The organism is Enterobacter quasiroggenkampii (assembly GCF_043972695.1).
GTDB lineage: Bacteria > Pseudomonadota > Gammaproteobacteria > Enterobacterales > Enterobacteriaceae > Enterobacter > Enterobacter quasiroggenkampii.
Genome location: NZ_CP143745.1, coordinates 107,578 through 131,308, shown reverse-complemented (window position 1 = coordinate 131,308; position 23,731 = coordinate 107,578). Strand labels below are relative to the sequence as shown.

Below are 23,731 nucleotides of genomic sequence, written 5' to 3'. Positions count from 1 at the left end.
AGCAGTGCCCGTTACAGCTATGACTTAACGTACTGGTGGTGCGTACTGAATACCGCCGTTGTTCCAGAGATTGTTCTGGCCGCGTTTGATCTTCAGCGGGCTTTCCGATCCCACGTTGCGTTCAAAGATCTCAGAGTAGTTGCCCACCTGTTTGATGATGTTGTAGGCCCATTTGTTATCCAGCTTCAGATCCTTGCCGAAATCACCTTCTGTACCCAGCAGGTGTGCCATATCCGGGTTGGATGGTTTAGCCGCTTTCTCATCCACGTTTTTCGAGTTGATGCCCATCTCTTCTGCGTTCAGCATGGCAAACAGCGTCCAGCGAACAATGGAGAACCAGTCTTCATCGCCACGACGTACCACCGGTCCGAGAGGTTCTTTGGAGATCACTTCAGGCAGAACAATCCATTCTGCAGGATTGCTCAGCTTAATGCGTAAGGCATACAGCTGTGACTGGTCAGAGGCCAGCGTGTCGCAACGGCCGGATTCCAGCGCTTTAGCCGACTCATCCGAGCGGTCGAATGTCACTGGCGTGTATTTCATGTTATTTGCTTTGAAATAATCGGCGACGTTCAGCTCGGTATCGGTGCCCGCCTGAATACAAACGGTGGCGCCATCCAGCTCTTTGGCGCTTTTCAGGCCCGCTTTATTGTGGGTCAGGAAGCCGATACCGTCATAATAGGTCACGCCCGTGAATGACATCCCCATCCCTGCGTCGCGGGAGGAAGTCCAGGTGGTATTACGGGAGAGCATGTCAACCTCACCGGACTGCAGCGCCGTAAAGCGTTCTTTCGCCGTCAGCGGGGTATATTTTACTTTGCTGTCATCACCAAAAACGGCGGCAGCAACGCCACGGCAGACGTCCACATCGATACCGGTAAATTTGCCGTTCGCATCGGCATAAGAGAAGCCAGGCAAACCGTCACTGATACCGCATTGAACAAAACCTTTCTTTTTAACGGCATCCAGTGTCGTTCCCGCATGGGCTTGACCGGCTACGGCAAACATCATGCCTGCAGCGGCCAGGCTGGCTATCATCGTCTTTTTCATAATGCATCCTGTGTGGCGAAATTTATCGTTATAGAGGCGTTTTTAAACGCTTTACCTGTCTGTGGCGTTGGCCAACGTTTATAAAGCAAACGTAATGCCAGTTTTGCGTTCGACAAAATAAGAGATGAGTGAACGCTTAATGCTGAGTGTAGACAGGCTTAAATAAAACGAGCGCCCTGAAACGGTGCGAAATTACAACCTGTGCCACAAATTGGAGCAAAAGTTTTGAGTCGCGTCAGGAAAAAGACAAGATAGTTTCTAGCGTGAATATTGGCAGGATAGTCAATAATATTAATGTGTGAAAATCATCACAATAGAACCGGTAATTTAAATGAGTATACGAAAAAGATGTGACTGGTTTCAGGATGAAATGAACAGCGCGAATAAATACGGGACTATTTTTTTACTTATTTGAAAATAGTGCACTGATTAAAAGCAAAAGCGCGGCCAGAGCCGCGCTTTCTTAACAGCTGTTACTTCGTCAGGGCAACAATACCCAGCGTCAAACCTGCCACTGCGGCAGCACCGCCGGCGATAGCACCCGCAGTTTCCCAGTTATCCTGGGTGGTGCCTTTCATGCAGGTATTGGTATGAACCAGTCGGCCCTGGTCGTCGTAAACCGGTACACATGGAGAGTCGTGCGCGCAACCAGCAAGCAGCGCAGCGAGTAGTGCAACGGAAATGAATCTTTTCATGATGTTACCTCAATATTATTTCTCATCCGCTATAAAGCCAGGAGGGCAATTAACGAACTGGAGGTTATTTTACCACCGGGGTAAGTCCGCGTTACACGAGGAATAATCTCAAATTATGTAGTTTGTAAAAATCGTGGAGAAAAGTCGGTTTCAGGACGAATTAATGGAGACATTATGAAGCTGCAAGAGAGTGTTTTTACTTAATGCAAATCATCGTATTTTTAACATTAGTTTTGCTTAATGCCTAATTCATTGTTTATGTTAAAAATAAAAAAGGCACGCGAGGTGCCTTTTTTGAGAAATGTTAATCTTTATGGCGGGTAAAGCGTCGACGGACCACCACAAAGAAGACGGGTACGAAGAAAATCGCCAGCAGCGTTGCGGAAAGCATTCCCCCCATCACGCCCGTACCGACGGCGTTTTGCGCACCGCTCCCGGCCCCGGAGCTGATCACCAGCGGCATGACGCCCAGTATAAAGGCCAGAGACGTCATCAGGATCGGTCGAAGGCGCATCCTTGACGCCTCCAGCGTGGCCTCAATGATGCCTTTACCCTCTTTCTCCATCAGGTCCTTAGCAAATTCGACGATCAAAATGGCGTTTTTCGCTGACAGACCAATCGTGGTAAGCAGGCCGACCTGGAAATAGACGTCATTGTTTAACCCGCGCAGCGATGCAGCGAGAAGCGCCCCGATGACCCCCAACGGCACAACCAGCATGACGGAGAACGGAATGGACCAGCTTTCATACAGCGCCGCCAGACACAGGAACACCACGATCAGTGAGATGGCGTACAGTGCAGGCGCCTGGTTACCCGAAAGCCGCTCCTGGTAAGACATTCCCGTCCAGTCATAACCGATGCCGGAAGGCAATTTTGCCGCGAGGCTTTCCATCATAGCCATGGCTTCGCCGGTACTTTTACCCGGGGCTGATTCACCGAGGATCTCCATAGAGGGCATTCCGTTGTAGCGCTCCAGACGAGGTGAACCGTAAACCCAGTGAGCGTTGCTAAAGGCTGAGAACGGCACCATTTCCCCGTTCGCACTGCGCACGTAAAGGTTGTTAATATCTCCTGGCAACATACGGAATTTTGCATCAGCCTGGACATAGACCTTTTTCACGCGCCCATGATCGATAAAGTCATTCACATAGGTGCCGCCTAAGGCTGTCGAAATCGTCTGGTTGACGTCAGAAAGACTGATGCCCAGCGCCTGGGCTTTCTCCTGGTCGACGTCCAGCTTGAACTGTGGCGTATCCTCCAGACCGTTAGGACGCACGCGTACCAGCAGGTCGGGGTGCTCTTTCACCATGCCGAGCAGTTGATTACGCGCCTGCGTCAGTTGGGTATGTCCGAGGTTAGCCTGATCGATCAGTTCAAAGTCGAAGCCCGTTGCGGTACCTAACTCAATAATGGCAGGCAGGTTAAACGGGAAAACAAGGCCGTCTTTAATCTGGCTGAAGGCTTTTGTCGCGCGGCCCACAATCGCCTCGACCCCATTTTGTGCCCCAGGACGCTCCTCCCAAGGCTTCAGGCTGATGAAGGCAATACCGGAGTTCTGGCCCTGGCCGCTAAAGCTAAACCCGTTTACGGTAAAGACGGATTCAACATTCGCCTTCTCTTTATTCAGGTAGTAGTCCTGAACCTGGTCGAGGACCTGCTGAGTACGCGTCTGGGTTGCCCCCGCAGGCAGCTGAACCATCGTCATAAACACCCCCTGATCCTCTTCGGGGAGGAAGGAGGTGGGTAAGCGCAGGAAGAGCACCGCCATCCCACCAACAATAATGACGTACACCACCAGATAGCGCCCGGTTTTGCGCAAAATACCGCTCACGCTATTACTGTAGTGCTCCACGCTCTTATCAAAAAGCGCATTAAACCAGCCGAAGAAGCCCCCTTTTTTCTCATGATGATCGGCGGATACGGGCTTAAGCAACGTTGCACAGAGTGCAGGCGTCAGGATTAGCGCAACCAGGACGGACAATGCCATCGCGGAAACGATAGTCAGCGAGAACTGGCGATAGATCGCCCCCGTCGAGCCGCCAAAAAAGGCCATCGGGATAAAGACCGCCGAGAGCACCATGGCGATCCCCACCAGCGCACCCTGAATCTGCCCCATCGACTTCTGCGTGGCCTCTTTAGGCGGCAGCTTGTCCTCGACCATGACGCGTTCAACGTTCTCGACGACCACAATAGCATCATCAACCAGCAGGCCTATCGCCAGCACCATGCCGAACATTGTCAGGGTATTGATGGAGAAACCGAACGCCGCCAGAACCGCGAAGGTACCCAGCAGAACGACCGGAACCGCAATCGTCGGGATGAGCGTTGCCCGCAGATTTTGCAGGAACAGGTACATGACCAGGAAGACGAGAACGATCGCCTCAAACAGGGTCTTCACCACTTCGTGGATGGAGATTTTCACAAACGGCGTGGTGTCATAGGGGTAGACGACTTTGAGCCCCTGCGGGAAGAACGGCTGCAGTTGTGCCAGCTTGCTCTTGATGGCAGCCGCCGTATCCAGCGCATTGGCCCCGGTTGCCAGCTTAATCCCCAGGCCGGTTGCCGCCTGCCCGTTGATTTTTGTCACCATGTTGTAGTTTTCGCCACCCAGCTCAATGCGAGCCACATCCTTCAGATGCACCATTGAGCCGTCCTGGTTCACCTTGAGCGTCACGCGACCGAACTCTTCCGGTGATTTCAGACGGGTTTGCGCGATAATCGAGGCATTCAGCTGTTGTCCCGGGATGGACGGCGTCCCGCCCAACTGGCCTGCCGCTATCTGGTCGTTCTGCGTTTTCAACTGGTTGATGATATCCAGCGGCGTCAGCTGGTATTTGTTCATCGCATTGCTGTCGAGCCAGATACGCATCGCATACTGGGCGCCAAACAGCTGCACGTCACCGACGCCAGACGTTCGGCTGATGGCATCTTTGACGTTCGAGGCGACATAGTCGGAGATGTCATCCTGCGTCAGGTTTTTGTTGTCTGATACAAAACCGGCAACCAGCAGGAAGCTGCTGCTGGACTTCTCAACGCCAATCCCCTGCTGCTGCACCTCTTGCGGCAGCAGCGGCATGGCGAGCTGCAGCTTGTTCTGCACCTGCACCTGGGCGATGTCCGGATCGGTTCCGGACTCGAAGGTCAGGGTGATCGTGACGTTACCCGCTGAATCGCTGGTGGAGGACATATACATCAGGTTATCGATACCGTTCATGTTCTGTTCGATAACCTGGGTCACGGTATCCTGTACCGTCTGGGCATCTGCTCCCGGGTAGGTCGCGGATATCGCCACGGCGGGAGGTGCAATGGTCGGATACTGTGCGACGGGAAGTTTGAGAATGGCCAGTCCGCCTGCAATCATCAAAATGATGGCAAGTACCCAGGCGAAAACCGGTCTCTGAATAAAGAAATTAGCCATGTCGTCGTCCCTTAACTGGCCGGAGCGGTGGTGGTATCAGGCGTAGCGACGACGGTTACGCCCGGTCTGACCTTCTGTAGTCCGCTGACAATCACGCGGTCACCGTTTTTCAGTCCTTCTGTTACCAGCCAGCGGTCGCCAATCGCCTGTGGCGCAACGACGGTGCGAGACTCAACCTGATTTTTATCGTTCACCACCATCACGGTGGCATCGCCTCGCGGTGTGCGGGTCACGCCTTGCTGGGGAACCAGTATCGCATCCGGCTGCGTACCTTCATCAATGCGGGCGCGAACGAACATACCGGGTAACAGCAGATGTTGAGGATTCGGGAAAATGGCGCGCAGGGTAATCGAGCCGGTACTTTCATCCACCGTGACGTCGGAGAACTGCAATGTGCCTTTCAGCGGATAGGGCTGCCCGTTCTCCATCAATAGCTCAACGCTGCTGGCGGTATCGCCTTTTTGCAGGCTCGTCTGCTTCAGGCGCATAAAATCATTACTGGACTGGGTCACATCGACGTAAATCGGATCAAGCTGCTGGACCGTTGCCAGTGCCGCGGTTTGTCCGTTCGTCACGAGCGCGCCTTCCGTCACGCTGGATTTGCCGATGCGGCCATCGACGGGAGACGTCACTTTGGTATAGGCAAGATTGATGCGTGCACTTTCAACGCCCGCTTTGGCGGCGACGACGCTGGCATCTGCCTGCTGGGCCGTGGCGACGGCCTGGTCATACTCTTGCTTGCTAACATACTGTGTGCCGACCAGCGGGAGATAACGTTTCACCGTCAGGTGCGCAATATTGGCCGCCGCCTGGGCCTTCGCCAGCTCGCCTTTCGCGTTATCGTAAGCCGCCTGATAGGTTGCAGGATCGATCTGATAAAGCGAATCCCCGGCTTTTACATCGCTGCCTTCCGTGAAGTTGCGGCGCAGGATGATACCGCTAACCTGCGGACGAACCTCTGCTACGCGGAACGCATCAGTTCTGCCCGGGAGTTCAGTGGTGACAGCCAGCGGTGCGCTTTTCACAATATGCACGCTGACCTGGGGGGCCTGCGGATGTTGCGGTTGGTTTTCCTGGCCATCGCATCCTGAGAGCAGTGCAGCGCAGACAATGAAACCGGCTAAAGGTAAGCGTCTGAAATGATTCGTCATTACTGGTCCTTTAAATACCCGGAAACCGATATTTGGCGTGAATCGGTAGCAGGGGCAGCGGGATAAAAAAATAAAATGTAGCTGCGTATAATAATGAGGGTATTTAATGTTTTTTAATTTATAAGTGCGAATGACAAGGTCTGAGCGGAAAAATCAGAATCAGGCTCGGTTTATTTCTCCGTCATCTTCCGGCAAGCTAATCAGTTAAATAGCGCTTAACATGATTTAAATATTCATGTTGTGAATTTAAACTTAAATATGTATTTAGCTAAGCTATAAATTAAGAAGATTGACTTTTTTTGTGCAAAATTAAAACGGAATTTGGTGAATACTTTCTTTCTCCTGACCCCTGTGTTACGTATAAATCTTGTGAGTAGCGAGTAGTTGTCTATGGCGCGTAAAAAGAAAGAAGAAGCTCAACAAACCCGGCAGCAGCTGATTGAGGCGGCTATCGGGCAGTTTGCGACGCGTGGCGTAGCCAACACGACGCTGACGGACATCGCGGATGCCGCAAAGGTTACGCGCGGTGCCATTTACTGGCACTTCACCAGTAAAGCCGAAATATTTAATGCCATCTGGGAGCAGCAATTACCGCTTCGCGACATTATTCGCGACCGGCTTTCCCTTTCCGAAGGTGATGATCCATTGTTAATACTTCGTGAGCAATTTATTACTGCGCTGCAGTATATTGCGCGTGAGCCCCGACAATGTGCCCTTTTACAAATTCTGTATCACAAATGTGAATTTAGCAGTGATATGATTTCTGAGAGTGAGATAAGAAAACGGATTGGATTCAATTATGACACGCTGCGTGCCACGCTGGAGGCCTGTATTTCACGTAACATCATTTCGCCAAAGGTAAATGTTGATCTGACCCTGATCGTATTCCACGGTTTTTTTAGCGGAATCATTAAAAACTGGTTAATGAATAACGACAGTTTCAATCTTTTTCAGCAGGCTCCCGCCCTGGTCGATAGCATTCTGGCGACACTGCCTGTCATTCGTGTATCGCCTCATGTTGATGCTTACAGCTCAGCGCCAGGTAACATTTCCCCTCGCGCGCAAAGTGCCTCAATGGTTTGTGCGCTGACGGGTTTACCTAACAGATAACCCTGAAGAGTGTTGCAACCTAGCTCAGTTAAAAAGGCTTGCTGTGCTTCGGTTTCTACACCTTCAGCCACGACTTTCAGGTTGAGTGTTTTGGCGAGGGCCACAATCGCTGAGACAATGGTGGCATCCTCGCTTTCCCCGCTTAGCTCTTTCACGAACGCCCTGTCGATTTTCAATTCACAGGCCGGTAAGCGCTTGAGGTACAGCAGGCTCGAATATCCGGTACCAAAATCATCAATGGAGGCCTTTACGCCCGCTTCCGTCAGCTCTGTCAGCACCCGTACACTTTCATCCGGGTTGCTCATTGCCGTGGTTTCCGTCACTTCCAGGATCAACATTTCTGGTGGCACATGATGAAGTGCCAGGCAGTTGAGAACCGTGTTGACTAGCGAAGGCTGTTCAAACTGCAGCGTCGACAGGTTTACCGCCATTGACCAGCTTTGATGTCCCTGAAGATGCCATTCACGCAGCTGGCGACAGGCTTCATTAATTACCCAGTTGCCGATAGGGATAATCAGCCCCGTTTTCTCCGCCAGCGGCAGGAAAAGATCCGGGGTCAGTAATCCCTGCTTAGGATGCTGCCAGCGCAATAACGCCTCAAATCCAAGGATAGGGCCGGCGGGAGCGTGAAATTTTGGCTGGTACAGCAGGCGTAGCTCATTGCGATCGATCGCCATCCACAGATCGTTCATCAACTGAAGATGGGTCTGCGCCAGTGTATTCATCGAGGGCTGGAAAAAGTGGTAACCGTTCCGGCCCATGTGCTTGGTATGGTACATCGCCGCGTCGGCGTTAAACATGAGCTCACGTTCGGTTTTACCGTCGTGAGGATACAGCGCGATCCCAATGCTGAGGGTCACCACCAGTTCATAGTGGTCGAGGTTGAACGGGCTATCGATCGCGCGTACCAGCGAATTCGCCAGCGATGCCGCATCGTCCGGGCCTTCTCCCTCGGCCAGCAGAACAAATTCATCACCGCCGATACGTGCCAGGGTGAACTGGCCCTTCAGGAGATGCAGCAGACGCTCCGTAACGGCAATCAGCAGCTTGTCACCGACATCATGGCCGTAAGCGTCATTGATGGCTTTAAAACCGTCGAGATCCATGAACATCAGGGCGAAATGGGTCCCTTCACGATCGGCTTTGCTGATGGCCTGATCGAGTCGATCTTCCAGCAGGATACGGTTGGGCAGACGCGTCAGGGTATCGTGCAGGGCCAGTTGTGCGAGTTCCCGGTTAGCTTCTGCAAGTGACGAGGCCAGAAGGGCGGTACGTGCCTGAAGGCGGGCATCCAGCATCGATACCAGCAGGGTAATCCCAAGAATAGAGAGCGCGACGACGCTAACCAGCACCGCCAGCCAGCTCCCGTTGATACCCTCATGGTGAACCATTGTGGACATCGGAAACTGTGCGGCTTTCATCCCGGCGTAGTGCATCCCGGCAATGGCAATGCCCATGGTGATGGCGGCACCCGTGCGCATCAGCACGACCTGAGCGGCATCATGACGCAGGCGGAAGGTCAGCCATAATGCAGCGAGTGAAGCGGCAAGCGCAATGGCGACCGAAATGGCCACCCAGACCTTGTCCCAGATAATCCCGGGCATCACCTCCAGCGCAGCCATGCCGGTGTAATGCATGGCAACAATACCGCTTCCCATCACCAGCGCACCGGGCAGCAGACGGCGCAAGCGTAACCGATCGCAGCTAACGAGCCAGAGTGCAAACAGTGACGAACCCACGGCGATGACCATCGATAACACCGTCAGGGTGGCGTTGTAGCTCATGCTCATGGAGAGGTCCATCGCCAGCATGCCGATAAAATGCATGGCCCACACGCCTATGCCCATTGCAATACCGCCACCAGCCAGCCAGACGCGGGCAGCGACGCCCTGACTCCCGGCGACACGTGCCGCCATATTCAGTGCGGTATATGCGGCAAGAATGGCGACAACAAAGGAGAGGACAACAAGGATATGGTTGTATTGGCTGACCAGCATGGACGGTTCTACTCGAGTGTGAGGTTACGCTAGAGCGGTTGAGAAGGGCGAGACATTATCACCGTCGGGTAATGGCTCAAAGGGATTTAAATCCCCGTTTTTAGTGGGTAATAACGGGGAGATTTGCGCAATCAGGCGATTAGTCGAGCTCTGAGCAGTTCACGAGTTTCAGGGGATTCACGGAGTTCATATTGCGACACTTATCGGTTTCGGTGCTCATCAGTTCAATCCACTGCATCAGGAGTGCATCGAAAATCAGAACGGAGATTGCAAAGACAACCAGCCACCAGTATTTACGAATCATTGTGTCATTCCGCGAGAAGAGCGCCAGTAGAGTGGGGGAAATATACACCAAAAGCAGCGGTTTTAAAGCGGGATAAGCGAAGGTTTACAAAGCGTTGACGGACTGAAGCAGGAAATAAAAAAGGCGCTTCCCCATGCCGAAGAGCGCCTTTTTAAACAAGCATTTAACTGATTAGTATCAGTTCATGCCGTATTTTTTCAGTTTCTTACGCAGAGTACCACGGTTGATACCCATCATCAGCGCAGCGCGGGTTTGGTTACCGCGGGTGTATTGCATCACCATGTCCAACAGTGGCTGTTCAACTTCAGCCAGTACCAGCTCATACAGGTCATTAACATCCTGACCGTTCAGTTGAGCAAAATAGTTCTTCAGTGCCTGTTTAACCGAGTCACGCAGGGGCTTTTGAGTTACCTGGTCCTGAGAGTTAACGGTAGAAACGGTCAGTACGTCAGAATTTACGCGTTGTTCGAACATAGTTCTGTCAGCTCTTTATTTCATTACGCAAGATTTTCGAAGTATGCCTCCAACGCCTCCAGCTGTTCGCTGGCATCCTCTATGGCGTTGAATGTGCGCCGAAACTGGTCATCTGGAGCGTGCTCCTGGAGATACCAGGAAACGTGTTTACGCGCAATTCGGTACCCTTTCGCCTGACCGTAGTGGTCATGCAGTTCCCGAACATGCGAACAAAGCAAGCGCTTAACCTCTGCCAGAGGCAGTGGAGTAAGCAGCTCTCCAGTGTCCAGATAATGCTGGATTTCCCGAAAGATCCAGGGTCTTCCCTGAGCGGCACGTCCTATCATCAGAGCATCAGCTCCCGTATAGTCGAGCACAGCTCTGGCTTTAAGCGGGTCAGTTATGTCGCCATTCGCGATAATCGGAATGGAAACTTTCTGCTTAACTGCCCGAATGCTGTCGTATTCAGCTTCACCGTTGAACAAACAGGCGCGCGTGCGTCCATGAATGGTCAGGGCCTGAATGCCACAGTCTTCGGCCAGTTGGGCAATCTCTACACAGTTACGGTGTTCCGGCGACCAACCCGTGCGAATCTTTAACGTAACAGGAACGTCCACTGCGCTGACAACCGCCGTCAGGATAGCTTTCACCTGGTCGGGGTATTGCAGAAGGGCTGAACCTGCAAGCTTGCGATTCACTTTTTTGGCCGGGCACCCCATATTGATATCAATAATCTGGGCACCACTTTCCACGTTGATACGCGCGGCATCTGCCATCTCTTCAGGCACGCTTCCGGCAATTTGCACGGTGCGAATACCCGGTTCATCAATGTGCACCATCCGAAGGCGGGATTTATCGCTTTCCCAAACCTGCGGGTTAGACGACATCATCTCGGATACGGTTAAACCGGCTCCCATCTCATAGCACAGCGTCCTGAACGGCCGGTCGGTAATACCTGCCATAGGGGCTGCGATCAGGCGATTTCTAAGCTGGTGGTGTCCGATGCGCATGAGTTAAGAAATGACCATACTGTGACTGCAAGGCGGCGTATATTACGCATTTTTTGCACGAGATGAAAGGCCAAACTTTGAACAATCCACTGTTGTAGATCAAGGAATCGCCGCTCAATCTTTCCGTTAAGAATTATTCACTATTTAAATCATTATGTTATGTGGGAATGGCTATTTTATGGGCGCTTACAATTTCCCGTAACTTCTCATCATTTCTGAATAAACGGCTTACCTCAGCGGGATAATCTGCTGTTTTTAGCAGCAGATTTTCCCTCTTCTTTGCGATCTGCGTCGCATTTTAGAACATGATCTTAAGGCTCAGGATGGGCGTTATTCGACCACAACACGCCCATGCAGAGACTGTACCGGACGGTTATTATCGTGATGCATGGTATGAGTAAATTTCTCAAGCTGTTCTGCTGAGACGGTTAACGGCTGTTTGAGCACGATCCAGGTGACCCCTTCAGAACACGGTGGCGTGGTCAACGAGCCACTAAAGCGCCAGTAGGTTTTCACCTTTGGCAGCAGTTTGTTCAGGTTGAGATCCTTCTCAAGGGTTACGTTCTGTTCAGCCTGCTGCGGCATCACGCTCCACAGCTTTTCCAGCTCCGGATTGGCAGCACCTTTATCAAACATGACGGCCACCACGGCCAGCTCACCCGCGCTGTTTTTATGTACCAGATGCATCTCCATCGCGTACTTTTTGCCGTGCACGGTGTTTTCGCTCGGCGCATGGAAGTGGAACTGCTGTAGCGTCCAGGTTTGCTTGTCCAGGGTTATCGTGTTGCGGGTATCTGCCTTTTCGCTGGCCTGGATGGTATGGCCATTGTTTGTCAGCCCCACTGGGCCATCAATGTAGTGCGTTTTAAGCGGGGAGAGATGGGCGTTAGCGGTTGAATCAATATTAATCGGAGACTGGTTCATCCCGCTTTGACAGGTCTTGTAGGCCTCGTCCAGTTCGCCCCAATGTTCCGGTGAACCTTCCCCTTCGTAGCTCCAGTGTGACGCAAATGCTGAAGCCGAAACCATGCTCAGCGCCAGCAGCGCTGCCTTGCCTGTAATGTGTTTCATCATATTCTTCCGGTGAATTTTTATAATACAAATCAACATGATTTGTGTGGTTATTTTACCGAAGAATGGCAGAGGGAGAGAGGATTATCAGTGGGAGAAAGGCGTGGTCAGATGACCACGCCAAATGCTTATTTTTTACGACCGGTAATACGACACCACTCTTCTTTCTCCACCACCGGGTCGAGAGTGAAAAGATCGGCGTAGGCGTCGCACACGCTGTCCGCCTGGCTTGCCAGGATACCCGAAAGCCCCAGCAGACCGCCCTCAACGGGCAGCACGCTGATTAACGGGGCCAGCTCACGCAGTGGGCCTGCCAGAATGTTTGCGACCACCACGTCGGCTTTCATGGCTTCTGGCTGCGCATCCGGCAGATACAGCTCCAGACGATCGGAAACGCCGTTACGCTCGGCGTTGTCGCGGCTGGCCTGAATGGCCTGCGGATCGATATCGATCCCGATGGCTTTAGCTGCACCCAGTTTCAGGGCGGCAATCGCGAGGATCCCGGATCCACAGCCGAAGTCGATCACCGTCTTACCGTCCAGATCGAGACCATCCAGCCACTGCAGGCACAGGGACGTCGTGGGATGGGTGCCGGTACCAAACGCCAGACCCGGATCGAGCATGACGTTAACCGCGTTTTCATCAGGAACCTCGCGCCAGCTCGGGCAGATCCACAGGCGTTTGCCGAACTGCATCGGGTGGAAATTATCCATCCACTCGCGTTCCCAGTCTTTGTCTTCCAGCTGTTCGATTTTGTGCGCAAACCCAGCGCCCAGCAGAGGGTGGTTTTCCAGAATCGCGACGACCTCTTTCATGTCGGTTTCAGCATCAAACAGGCCGATAACGTCGGTATCGCCCCACAGGCGTGTTTCGCCCGGCAGAGGCTCAAAGACCGGCGTGTCATGCGTGTCCTGGAAGGTGATAGAGACCGAGCCGGCCTCCATCAGCGCATCGCTCAGTTCCTCGGCGTTAGCGCCGGTTGTGTTCAGTTTTAGTTGGATCCACGGCATGGCAAAACTCTTTATTTATCAGTAGAAATCATAGCGGGCTGTGGGACGGGCTGACCAAAACGGTTCCCCACCACAAACGCCAGTAAACTTAGCAGTAACGAAGGCACAATCGGATGGAAGCCCAGGTACTGAATCTTAAACGTTGCGAGGACGGCGTACAGCACACCGCCGACAATCATGCCGCTCAGCGCGCCCGCCGCGTTTGCACGCTCCCAGTAGAGCCCTAACACCAGCGGCCACAGGAATACCGCTTCAAGCCCACCAAACGCCAGCAGGTTCAGCCAGATGATCATCTCCGGCGGGCGCCATGCGGCTAACATCATCAGAATGCCGAGCACCAGCGTGGTCCAGGTCGAGATGCGTTTCAGCTTTTGCTCATTATGCATTTTAGCCGGACGCGCGCTGAGCCACAGATCTTTGATGATAGTGGCGGAAGCCTGCAGCAGGTGCGCGTTAACGTTAGACATGATGGCCGCCATTGGTGCGGCAAGGAACAAACCTGCGGCCCACGGGGGAAGAACCTGCACCATCAGCGTAGGGATCACCTGATCCGGCACGGTCAGGTGAGGTAATACGGCCCGTCCCAGCGCGCCCGCCAGATGCATACCCAGCATCAGCAGCGCGACAACGACGGTACCAATCACAATTCCCCGATGAACGGCTTTGCTGTCTTTATAGGAGATACAGCGCACGGCGGTATGCGGCAGACCGATAACCCCGAAGCAGACCAGCACCCAGAAGGAGGTCATAAACGCGGGCGTCAGGATATCATCAGCACCATGAGGGCTGACCAGTTTAGGATCGATCTGCTCCAGCGTTTGCACCGCATTGTGTAATCCACCGGCCGCGTAGATGACGCCGACCAGCAGCACAAGGGTGCCTATCAGCATCACCATGCCCTGCATGGTATCGTTCAGCACGCTGGCGCGGAAGCCGCCAAACGCGGTGTACAGCGCAATCGTGATCCCGAAGATGAGCAGCCCGGTCTCGTACTTAATACCCGCAGCCGTTTCCAGCAGGCGCGCGCCGCCAATAAACTGAACGGCAATGGCGCCGACGAAGGCGACAATCAGGCTGATACTGGCAATCCAGACCACCGCGCGGCTCTGATAACGCGCCTGCAGCATATCGTTTAGCGTAATGGCGTTATAGCGGCGAGCGAGTATGGCAAATTTTTTGCCCAGAATACCCAGTGACAGCCAGATCGTGGGCACCTGGATCATGGCCAGCAGTACCCAGCCCAGCCCGTATTTATACGCCGCGCCCGGCCCGCCAATGAACGAACTGGCGCTCACGTACGTGGCGGTCAACGTCATCGCCAGCACAAACCCGCCCATCGAACGGCTGCCGAGGAAATATTCGCTCAGGAACGATCCGGTACTGCGTTTGCGCATGGCATAGAAAGAGAGGCCAAAAACCACGATCAAATAGACAACCAGTACGGTGATGATTTCAGTTTGCATCACGATCCTCCAGCGGGAAATCGCGGAAGATAAAGCGCACCATTAGCCAGCTGAGCAAAATGAAAATCAACGGTACCAGCAGACACGCCATTTCAAACCAGTGCGGCAGGCCGGTGATACCGGAGGCTGAGCTCGGTAAGTAAGCAGTTACTAACCATGCGGCGAGATAGAGAAGGGTCAGCCACAGCGCCCAGCGCGCTTCTTTATGGGCCTGAACAAAACGTTTGTCCATTTTTTGTCCCTTGTGGATGAAGAAAGCGGGGATTGTACATGATGAGGCTTTCCAGGCCCCAGAAATAAAAAAGGCCGGATAATCCGGCCTTTTCGTGCGCGCGCAGTCTTACTTCTCGTTAAGACCGAGTTTCTTCTCGAGATAGTGGATGTTGGTTCCACCATTCTGGAAGTGCTCGTCGCTCATGATACGCATCTGCAGATCAACGTTGGTTTTGATACCGTCGATGATCAGCTCCTGCAGGGCGTTCTTCATGCGGGCAATTGCCACGTCACGGTTTTCGCCGTAGCAGATGAGCTTGCCGATCATTGAGTCATAGTACGGCGGTACGGTGTAACCGGCGTAGATATGAGACTCCCAACGCACACCAAAACCACCCGGCGCGTGGAAACGCGTGATTTTACCTGGGCTTGGCAGGAAGGTGTTCGGGTCTTCGGCATTGATACGACACTCGATCGCATGGCCTTTCACCACAACTTCTTCCTGCTTGATGGAGAGCGGCTGGCCTGCAGCGATACGCAGCTGTTCTTTGATCAGGTCAACGCCGGTGATCATTTCGGTAACCGGGTGTTCAACCTGAATACGGGTGTTCATTTCGATGAAATAGAACTCGCCGTTTTCGAACAGGAACTCAAAGGTACCCGCCCCGCGATAGCCGATATCGACACACGCTTTGGCGCAACGCTCGCCGATGTAGCGACGCAGTTCCGGGGTAATACCCGGTGCTGGCGCTTCTTCGACCACTTTCTGGTGACGACGCTGCATGGAGCAGTCACGTTCTGCCAGATAGATCGCGTTACCCTGACCGTCAGCCAGCACCTGAATTTCGATGTGGCGTGGGTTTTCCAGATATTTTTCCATGTATACCATGTCATTGCTGAAAGCGGCTTTCGCTTCAGCTTTGGTCATGGAGATGGACTGCGCCAGGTCGGCATCGCTACGCACAACGCGCATACCGCGACCGCCGCCGCCGCCGGACGCCTTGATGATAACCGGGTAGCCAATGCGTTTAGCATGAGCACGGTTAGCATCCATGTCGTCGGTCAGAGGGCCGTCAGAGCCTGGTACGGTTGGCACACCGGCTTTTTTCATCGCGGTGATTGCAGACACTTTGTCGCCCATCAGGCGGATAGTGTCGGCTTTCGGACCGATGAAGATGAAGCCAGAGCGTTCAACCTGCTCAGCAAAGTTGGCGTTCTCAGAGAGGAAGCCGTAACCCGGATGAATTGCCACCGCGCCGGTGATTTCAGCGGCGCTGATGATAGCCGGGATGTTCAGATAGCTTTTTACGGACGGAGCCGGGCCAATACAGACCGTCTCATCCGCCAGCAATACGTGTTTTAAATCGCGATCCGCGCTTGAGTGCACCGCGACGGTCTTGATGCCCAGTTCTTTACAGGCACGAAGAATACGCAGAGCAATCTCGCCGCGGTTGGCGATAACAATTTTATCCAGCATGTTCGCCTCGTTACTCGATGACGACCAGCGGCTCGTCAAATTCAACCGGCTGACCACTTTCGACCAGAATCGCTTTCACAGTACCTGATTTGTCTGCTTCGATCTGGTTCATCATTTTCATCGCTTCAACGATGCACAGGGTATCGCCTACGTTGACTTTCTGACCCACTTCGATGAACGCCTTCGCGTCCGGGCTCGGGGTGCGGTAGAAAGTACCAACCATTGGGGAACGTACGATGTGACCACTGATTTCTGCTGCAGCGGCAGGTGCGGCTTCAGTTGCTGCTGGCGCAACGGCTGCGGAGAGCGCAGGCTGCTGCACTGGCGCAGCATAAGCCTGCTGCATTACCGGGAAGCTAGCGGCTGGGGCTGCACGGCTGATGCGTACAGACTCTTCGCCTTCAGAAATTTCCAGTTCGGAGATGCCTGATTCTTCAACCAGCTCGATCAGTTTTTTAATCTTACGAATATCCATGAGTGGGTTCCGTACTCTTGTTTAGTGTGATTGTGACAAGCGTTTTACCGCTGTCTGTAAAGCGTATGAATAGCCGTCAGCGCCCAGTCCACAGATAACGCCAGCAGCGATATCTGACAGATACGAATGGTGGCGGAACGGCTCTCGGGCGTGCACGTTACTCAGGTGGATCTCGATAAACGGGATACTCACCGCGAGCAGTGCGTCGCGGATAGCAACACTGGTGTGCGTAAACGCGGCCGGATTGATCAGGATATAGTCCACATTGTCTTTAGCCTGATGAATACGGTCGATGATTGCGTACTCCGCATTCGACTGAAAATGATCCAAATCCACATTCAGTGACGCTGCTTCCGTTCCCAGACGGTTAACAATTTCACTCAATGTCAGCGTGCCGTACTTCTCTGGCTCACGGGTTCCGAGCATGTTCAGGTTCGGTCCGTTCAAAACTAAGATATGGAACTTATCAGTCATTATGCCGCTATCTCCTGCGATTTTCGGGTAAAAAACAAAATATACCTTCGAAACGCAAATGTCACCTTTTCAGAGGCTTAAAACCGCTGTCAGGCGAACCAAGGTCGCACATTATAACGATTTCGTAGCATTTAGCAGCTAAATACTGGTCTTATCAGGGAAGATTATCAACCGCTATCCGAAAAAGATTTGCGGTTGACGGGGAATATGCGGGAAAACGCACAGTTTCGCGCACTATCGCAACCACTGGCGGAACTTCTTGTAACGCCATGCTAAAAGCGCCACGGCGGCCAGTGCGTACAGGACCGGCTGCGGGGAGAGGATCTTCACCGACCACAGGTAATGAATGGGAGCGAGGATCGCGACAAGATAGACGAAGTTGTGCAGCAGCTGCCAGCGCCTGCCCAGTTTTCGCTGTGCATATTGCGTGGAGGTCAGCGCTAACGCCAGTAAAATCACCCAGCTCACAATACCCAGCGTCAGATAAGGGCGTGTCACCAGTTCGCGGCCAAGCAGTGCCAGATTGTTAATTCCCAGCTCCAGCAGGGCATAGCTGGTGAGATGCAGCGTCGCCCAGGCAAAACACCATAGCCCTAACAGCCGACGGGTGCGTATCAACAGTGGCTGTTTAGCGTAGCGCGCCAGCGGCGAGACGAGCAAGGTGGCCAGCAAAAATTTCAGAGCCATCCGACCGGTAAAATGCTGGATATCCTTGGCCGGGTCGGCGCTAAAGAGCCCCTGGCTGGCGGCCCAGAACAGCCATATAAAAGGAAGCAGCCCGGCCAGATGCAGAAGCACTTTCAGCCAGGTAATCTGTTTTGCCGTTAAACGCACTCAGAAGTTCTCCCGTAAATTGAGGCCACGGTACAGCGAGGCCACTTCATCCGCATAACCGTTAAACAGCAGCGTGGGCTGACGCTTCACGTCCAGCGCACCGCCGGAACCGATAAACCGCTCGGTCGCCTGCGACCAGCGCGGGTGATCCACATGCGGGTTCACGTTGGCGAAGAAACCGTATTCGTCCGGGGCCGCCAGATTCCAGGTGGTAGGCGGGCGCTCGCGGGTGAGCTTAATGCTGACGATGGACTTAATTCCTTTGAAACCGTATTTCCACGGTACGGTTAAACGAATGGGGGCACCGTTCTGCGGCGGAAGCGCCTTGCCGTACACGCCGACGGTCAGCAGGGTAAGCGGGTGCATCGCCTCATCGAGGCGTAACCCTTCCACATACGGATACTCAAGCCCGCCGCCAATAAACCGGTCTTTTTGTCCAGGCATCTCGTCCGGCGCATAGCGCGTCTGGAAGGCGACATATTTTGCGTTGCTGGTGGGCTCAACCATCGCCAGTAATTTATGCAGCGGGAAGCCAATCCAGGGCACCACCATCGACCAGGCTTCCACACAGCGCATACGGTAGATACGCTCTTCGAGCGGGAAACGGGTGGTCAGATCGTGATGATCCAGCGTCAGAGGTTTCGCCACTTCGCCCTCAATCTTCAGCGTCCACGGATCGGTTTTGAGGCTACCGGCGTTGGCGGCAGGATCGGCCTTGTCGAGACCAAATTCGTAGAAGTTGTTGTAGCCGGTGACTTTATCTTCTGGCGTAAGCGCGAGTTTGTTCTGCCATTGGGCGGGTTTCGTAAAGGTGAGCGGGGCGCCGGAAGGGGCCTTCGGCCGATCGTTGCCTTTAAACCAGTCGAGCAGGTCGGCGTGTGCTGCCGGCGAGAGCGAGAGCGCGGTGGCGCTGATGCCAAGCATTTTCAGGATCTGGCGGCGCTGTAACATAAAGACAGACTCAGACGTTACGTCGGCTTCCGTCAGTTTTCGGTTTTTCATGGCATCCTCCGTCATGCGTTTTCCTAAGCATGACGGAGGAGAGGGATTCGCGCGAATATGTCACGAAAATTTGAAGATTAGGCGATTTTCACCAGCGCGCGACCGTGGAACTGGTTGTCCATGATCTTACTGGCATAGTCCGGTGCCTGGCTGAGCGTAATCTCCGTGGCGCTCCGGGTGTAGAAGGATTCCGGCAGGTCGCGTACCAGACGTTCCCATGCCTGCGTACGGCGAGCCGCTGGGGTCATCACGGAATCCACACCCTGCAGGCGGACGTTACGCAAAATAAATGGCATCACGGTGGTGGGCAGGGCAAATCCGCCCGCCAGTCCGCAGGCAGCCACGCAGCCGCCGTAGTTCATCTGCGCCAGGACTTTTGCCAGCACCTTATCACCGACGGTATCTACCGCGCCTGCCCAGACCTGTTTTTCCAGCGGACGGGTTTCAGCGAATTCGTCACGGCTGAGAATGCGGTTTGCACCGAGCTGGCGCAGGTAATCGTGGGTGCTTTCACGACCGGAAACCGCCGCGACCTGATAGCCCAGTTTGTGCAGTAACGTCACTGCCGTGCTCCCCACGCCCCCGCTGGCACCGGTGACGACAATTTCGCCCGATTCAGGGCGGATACCCGCCTCTTCCAGCGCCATTACGCACAGCATCGCGGTAAAGCCTGCCGTACCGACGATCATCGCTTTGCGGCCATCCATGCCTTTCGGCATCGGCACCAGCCAGTCGCCCTTCACGCGCGCCTGCGTGGCCAGCCCGCCCCAGTGATTTTCACCTACGCCCCAGCCGGTGAGCAGCACCTGCTGGCCCGGGTGGAAGCGCGGATCCTCGCTGGTATGAACCCGGCCCGCGAAATCAATACCTGGCACCATAGGGAAATTTCGGATGATTTTACCCTTACCGGTAATCGCCAGCGCATCTTTATAATTTAAACTAGACCAGTCGATGTCGACGGTTACTTCGCCTTCCGGCAGGCGACTCTCTTCTACCGCCTGCACTGAGGCAAGCGTTTTGCCGTCCTGCTGTTCTAAGATCAAAGCCTGCATACGGGGTCCTCTCGACTCATATGATTGGAAAATAATTTCTGAAGACTATACTCGCTCAGGGAAACGCAGTGCCGATTTAACGCAATAAATTGCCAGATACACCCGATTTGGTAGTATGCCGCATTCGAAATGCAAGTTAGCGCTTACTCGCTACCCCATCAACCCACGGAGTAATCTCAAGGATGCGATTAACGACGAAATTCTCAGCTTTTATCACTTTGCTGACGGGGCTTACCATTTTTGTCACCCTTCTGGGCTGCTCTCTGAGCTTTTACAACGCCATTCAGGACAAACTGGTCAACCGGGTGCAGTCCGTCGCGTCGGTGATTGATACGCGTCTGCTGACGACGCCGCTACCGGCGCTCACCCGTGAGCTCGATGAGTTGATGGTACCTGTTGATATTGTTCAAATCGACATTCAGCAGGGAAAGCATCGTGTGTTAAGCCATGAACGGCCGGGAGGTTATCGGCCTGCGGGCGTGGTGAGCCAGTACCGGGAAGTGACGGTGCATTCCCTGAAAAATCCGGGGATGACCATCCACATGGTCTACCTCGATCCGATGGCCAGCTATTTCCGTTCGATGATGACCACCGCGCCGCTCACCGTGGCGGTGGCGTTTATCGTCCTGCTGATCTTTCTCGCGGTCCGCTGGCTGCGCCGCCAGCTCTCCGGACAGGAGCTGCTGGAGATGCGCTCCGTGCGGATCCTTAACGGTGAGCGCGGCCCGCAGGTGCGTGGTTCCGTTCACGAATGGCCGTCACGCGCCAGCAGTGCGCTGGATACGCTGCTCTCGGAAATCCAGTTTGCCAGCGACCAGCGCAGCCGTATGGATTCGCTGATCCGCTCCTATGCCGCCCAGGATAATAAAACTGGCCTGAACAACCGCCTCTTCTTTGATAATCAACTCGCCACGCTGCTCGACGATTCGGAAAAAGTGGGGACGCACGGGGTGGTGATGATGATTCGCCTGCCTGACTTTGATCTCCTGCGCGATACCTGGGGACAGCGGGCCGCGGAAGAAAATCTCTTTACGCTGATCAACCTGCTCTCCACCTTTATTATGCGCTACCCCGGTGCGCTGCTGGCCCGCTATCACCGCAGCGACTTTGCCGTGTTGCTGCCGCACCGAACGCTGAAAGAGTCGGAAAGCATCGCCAGCCAGCTGCTGAAGGCGGTGGATGCGCTGCCGCAGAGCAAAATGCTCGACAGGGACGATATGGTCCACATGGGGATCTGCGCCTGGCGTGGCGGGCAATCGACAGAACAGGTGATGGAACATGCGGAAGCGGCCACCCGCAACGCCGTGTTGCAGGGCGCGAACGGATGGGCGGTGTATGATGACTCCCTGCCGGAAAAAGGGCGCGGCAACGTGCGCTGGCGAACGCTGATTGAGCAAATGCTGAGCCGCGGCGGACCGCGTATTTATCAAAAACCCGCGGTCATGAAAAACGGCAACGTTCACCACCGTGAACTGATGTGCCGTATTTTTGACGGTTCGGAAGAGGTTATCTCGGCGGAATATCTGCCGATGGTCCTGCAATTTGGTCTGTCCGAGGAGTATGACCGCCAGCAAATTACCCGGTTAATTCCGTTTTTATCTTTCTGGCCGGAAGAGAGCCTGGCGCTGCAGGTCACCGTGGAGTCGTTAATACGCCCACGTTTTCAGCGCTGGCTACGTGATACATTAATGCAATGCGAAAAATCGCAACGCAAACACATTATTTTTGAACTTGCTGAGGCCGATGTAGGTCAACACATCAGCCGGTTACGTCCGGTGGTACGTTTGATCAATGCGCTCGGTGCGCGTGTCGCGGTGACGCAGGCAGGTTTAACGCTGGTCAGTACCGACTGGATTAAGGCGCTGGATGTGGAGTTATTAAAGCTACATCCAGGGCTGGTAAGGAATATTGAGAAGCGTACGGAAAACCAGCTGCTGGTACAGAGTCTGGTAGAAGCATGCAAGGGAACGCGAACACAAGTATTTGCTACGGGCGTGCGCTCCAGAGGGGAATGGCAGATGTTAACAGAGCGCGGTGTCATGGGTGGTCAGGGGGATTTTTTTGCTGCCTCTCAACCGCTTGACACCAACGTGAAAAAATATTTGCAAAGATACTCTGTTTGACCTGCCGTTTACGCTGTTTTCACGTAGAATATCGCGCCTGTAGCTTTGAGTATGTCGAGCAAAAAGCCAGTGAACGACCTTAACGGGTTACAAACGTCAGTGGGGAACGCTACTGTTTACTCAGCCCTGAGGGAGTCAGGGGATGATTTTGTAACATCAGGAAACGTACTGCACAAATTTTCACCGTTGCAGATGATTTTTGCGCCTTGTCGCTGCTGCGTGTGGTTGGTAAAGTAAGCGGATTTTGTTTTCCGCCCCAGCTTTCAGGATTATCCCTTAGTATGTTGAAAAAATTTCGTGGCATGTTTTCCAATGACCTGTCCATTGACCTGGGTACTGCGAATACCCTTATTTATGTAAAAGGACAAGGCATCGTATTGAATGAGCCTTCCGTTGTGGCCATTCGTCAGGATCGTGCAGGCTCGCCGAAAAGCGTGGCCGCTGTGGGTCATGACGCGAAGCAGATGCTGGGTCGTACCCCTGGCAACATCGCCGCTATTCGCCCAATGAAAGACGGCGTTATCGCCGACTTCTTCGTGACTGAAAAAATGCTTCAGCACTTCATCAAGCAGGTTCACAGCAACAGCTTCATGCGTCCAAGCCCGCGTGTTCTGGTGTGTGTGCCGGTTGGCGCAACCCAGGTAGAGCGTCGCGCAATTCGTGAATCTGCCCAGGGGGCTGGTGCGCGTGAAGTGTTCCTGATTGAAGAACCAATGGCGGCGGCAATCGGTGCAGGTCTGCCTGTGTCTGAAGCGACCGGTTCCATGGTGGTGGATATCGGTGGTGGTACCACTGAAGTGGCCGTTATCTCTCTGAATGGCGTGGTATACTCCTCTTCCGTACGTATCGGTGGTGACCGCTTCGACGAAGCCATCATTAATTATGTACGCCGTAACTACGGCTCTCTGATCGGTGAAGCCACCGCAGAGCGTATCAAACACGAAATCGGCTCTGCGTATCCGGGCGATGAGGTGCGTGAGATCGAAGTGCGTGGCCGTAACCTGGCTGAAGGTGTGCCACGCGGTTTCACCCTGAACTCCAACGAAATTCTGGAAGCACTGCAGGAACCACTGACGGGTATCGTGAGCGCGGTAATGGTCGCGCTGGAACAGTGCCCACCAGAGCTGGCGTCCGATATCTCCGAGCGCGGTATGGTTCTGACCGGTGGTGGTGCGCTGCTGCGTAACCTCGACCGCCTGTTAATGGAAGAGACAGGTATTCCTGTCGTAGTTGCAGAAGATCCACTGACTTGCGTCGCCCGTGGTGGTGGCAAGGCGCTGGAAATGATCGACATGCACGGCGGCGATTTGTTCAGCGAAGAGTAGTCGAGTTTGAGAGGGTAGCAATTT

General features: G+C 53.9%; 21 protein-coding genes. 3 read left to right on the top strand and 18 right to left on the bottom strand.

Annotation, left to right across the window (positions count from 1 at the left end):
• Positions 1–24: 24 nt before the first annotated feature.
• The 4 genes from V1572_RS00630 to V1572_RS00615 form a co-directional block, all read right to left on the bottom strand.
• Positions 25–1,050 (bottom strand): amino acid ABC transporter substrate-binding protein, encoded by a 1,026-nt coding sequence (locus V1572_RS00630; RefSeq protein ID WP_047071242.1) that lies wholly within the window; start codon positions 1,048–1,050, stop codon positions 25–27.
• A gap of 473 nt (positions 1,051–1,523) precedes the next feature.
• Entirely contained in the window at positions 1,524–1,745 is a 222-nt protein-coding gene (locus tag V1572_RS00625; protein ID WP_008502867.1) for a lipoprotein, read from the bottom strand.
• Between the two features lie 304 nt (positions 1,746–2,049).
• Positions 2,050–5,163: an efflux RND transporter permease subunit gene (locus V1572_RS00620; RefSeq protein WP_048028789.1), complete on the bottom strand. Its 3,114-nt coding sequence runs from the start codon at positions 5,161–5,163 to the stop codon at positions 2,050–2,052.
• 11 nt (positions 5,164–5,174) lie between these two features.
• Positions 5,175–6,314 carry an efflux RND transporter periplasmic adaptor subunit gene (locus V1572_RS00615; protein WP_045910144.1) on the bottom strand — a complete coding sequence of 380 codons (1,140 nt, stop codon included), beginning with the start codon at positions 6,312–6,314 and terminating at the stop codon, positions 5,175–5,177.
• Positions 6,315–6,704: 390 nt separating this feature from the next.
• Here V1572_RS00615 and envR point away from each other — a divergent pair, with 390 nt between their 5' ends.
• Positions 6,705–7,424: an acrEF/envCD operon transcriptional regulator gene (gene envR, locus V1572_RS00610; RefSeq protein WP_262781345.1), complete on the top strand. Its 720-nt coding sequence runs from the start codon at positions 6,705–6,707 to the stop codon at positions 7,422–7,424.
• On the opposite strand, the gene V1572_RS00605 is transcribed toward envR, so the two are convergent.
• The 14 genes from V1572_RS00605 to V1572_RS00540 form a co-directional block, all read right to left on the bottom strand.
• Positions 7,340–9,421 (bottom strand): putative bifunctional diguanylate cyclase/phosphodiesterase, encoded by a 2,082-nt coding sequence (locus V1572_RS00605; RefSeq protein ID WP_045910142.1) that lies wholly within the window; start codon positions 9,419–9,421, stop codon positions 7,340–7,342. The two genes, envR and V1572_RS00605, sit on opposite strands and share 85 nt — an antisense overlap.
• A gap of 139 nt (positions 9,422–9,560) precedes the next feature.
• On the bottom strand, positions 9,561–9,725 hold the full coding sequence (locus tag V1572_RS00600) for a DUF2556 family protein (RefSeq protein WP_008502862.1): 165 nt from the start codon (positions 9,723–9,725) through the stop codon (positions 9,561–9,563).
• A 177-nt stretch (positions 9,726–9,902) separates the two neighbouring features.
• Entirely contained in the window at positions 9,903–10,199 is a 297-nt protein-coding gene (gene fis / locus V1572_RS00595) for a DNA-binding transcriptional regulator Fis (protein ID WP_000462905.1), read from the bottom strand.
• Positions 10,200–10,222: 23 nt separating this feature from the next.
• The gene (gene dusB, locus V1572_RS00590; protein WP_048225171.1) at positions 10,223–11,188 is read right to left on the bottom strand and encodes a tRNA dihydrouridine synthase DusB; all 966 of its coding nucleotides are present in this window, start codon (positions 11,186–11,188) and stop codon (positions 10,223–10,225) included.
• Between the two features lie 330 nt (positions 11,189–11,518).
• Positions 11,519–12,259, bottom strand: a complete 741-nt coding sequence (locus V1572_RS00585; RefSeq protein WP_045910141.1) for a carbonic anhydrase — start codon at positions 12,257–12,259, stop codon at positions 11,519–11,521.
• A 128-nt stretch (positions 12,260–12,387) separates the two neighbouring features.
• Entirely contained in the window at positions 12,388–13,269 is an 882-nt protein-coding gene (gene prmA / locus V1572_RS00580) for a 50S ribosomal protein L11 methyltransferase (RefSeq protein WP_045910140.1), read from the bottom strand.
• 11 nt (positions 13,270–13,280) lie between these two features.
• Positions 13,281–14,732 (bottom strand): sodium/pantothenate symporter, encoded by a 1,452-nt coding sequence (gene panF, locus V1572_RS00575; protein WP_032650448.1) that lies wholly within the window; start codon positions 14,730–14,732, stop codon positions 13,281–13,283.
• Positions 14,722–14,964 (bottom strand): YhdT family protein, encoded by a 243-nt coding sequence (locus V1572_RS00570; RefSeq protein WP_262751517.1) that lies wholly within the window; start codon positions 14,962–14,964, stop codon positions 14,722–14,724. The genes panF and V1572_RS00570 overlap by 11 nt, the downstream gene beginning before the upstream one ends.
• Before the next feature lie 108 nt (positions 14,965–15,072).
• The gene (gene accC, locus V1572_RS00565) at positions 15,073–16,422 is read right to left on the bottom strand and encodes an acetyl-CoA carboxylase biotin carboxylase subunit (protein WP_024906319.1); all 1,350 of its coding nucleotides are present in this window, start codon (positions 16,420–16,422) and stop codon (positions 15,073–15,075) included.
• A gap of 10 nt (positions 16,423–16,432) precedes the next feature.
• On the bottom strand, positions 16,433–16,897 hold the full coding sequence (accB, locus tag V1572_RS00560; protein ID WP_013098992.1) for an acetyl-CoA carboxylase biotin carboxyl carrier protein: 465 nt from the start codon (positions 16,895–16,897) through the stop codon (positions 16,433–16,435).
• 21 nt (positions 16,898–16,918) lie between these two features.
• Entirely contained in the window at positions 16,919–17,371 is a 453-nt protein-coding gene (gene aroQ, locus V1572_RS00555; protein WP_024906320.1) for a type II 3-dehydroquinate dehydratase, read from the bottom strand.
• Between the two features lie 234 nt (positions 17,372–17,605).
• Entirely contained in the window at positions 17,606–18,205 is a 600-nt protein-coding gene (msrQ, locus tag V1572_RS00550) for a protein-methionine-sulfoxide reductase heme-binding subunit MsrQ (protein ID WP_024906321.1), read from the bottom strand.
• A complete protein-coding gene (msrP, locus tag V1572_RS00545; protein ID WP_048028796.1) occupies positions 18,206–19,207 on the bottom strand; it encodes a protein-methionine-sulfoxide reductase catalytic subunit MsrP in 1,002 nt (333 codons plus the stop codon). It lies immediately after the preceding gene.
• 77 nt (positions 19,208–19,284) lie between these two features.
• The gene (locus tag V1572_RS00540; protein WP_048028798.1) at positions 19,285–20,259 is read right to left on the bottom strand and encodes an MDR family oxidoreductase; all 975 of its coding nucleotides are present in this window, start codon (positions 20,257–20,259) and stop codon (positions 19,285–19,287) included.
• Positions 20,260–20,441: 182 nt separating this feature from the next.
• Here V1572_RS00540 and csrD point away from each other — a divergent pair, with 182 nt between their 5' ends.
• Together csrD and mreB are read left to right on the top strand one after the other, a co-directional pair.
• Positions 20,442–22,382, top strand: a complete 1,941-nt coding sequence (gene csrD / locus V1572_RS00535) for an RNase E specificity factor CsrD (protein WP_045910136.1) — start codon at positions 20,442–20,444, stop codon at positions 22,380–22,382.
• A 281-nt stretch (positions 22,383–22,663) separates the two neighbouring features.
• Complete coding sequence (gene mreB / locus V1572_RS00530; RefSeq protein WP_000913396.1) at positions 22,664–23,707, top strand: rod shape-determining protein MreB; 1,044 nt, start codon at positions 22,664–22,666, stop codon at positions 23,705–23,707.
• Positions 23,708–23,731 lie beyond the last annotated feature (24 nt).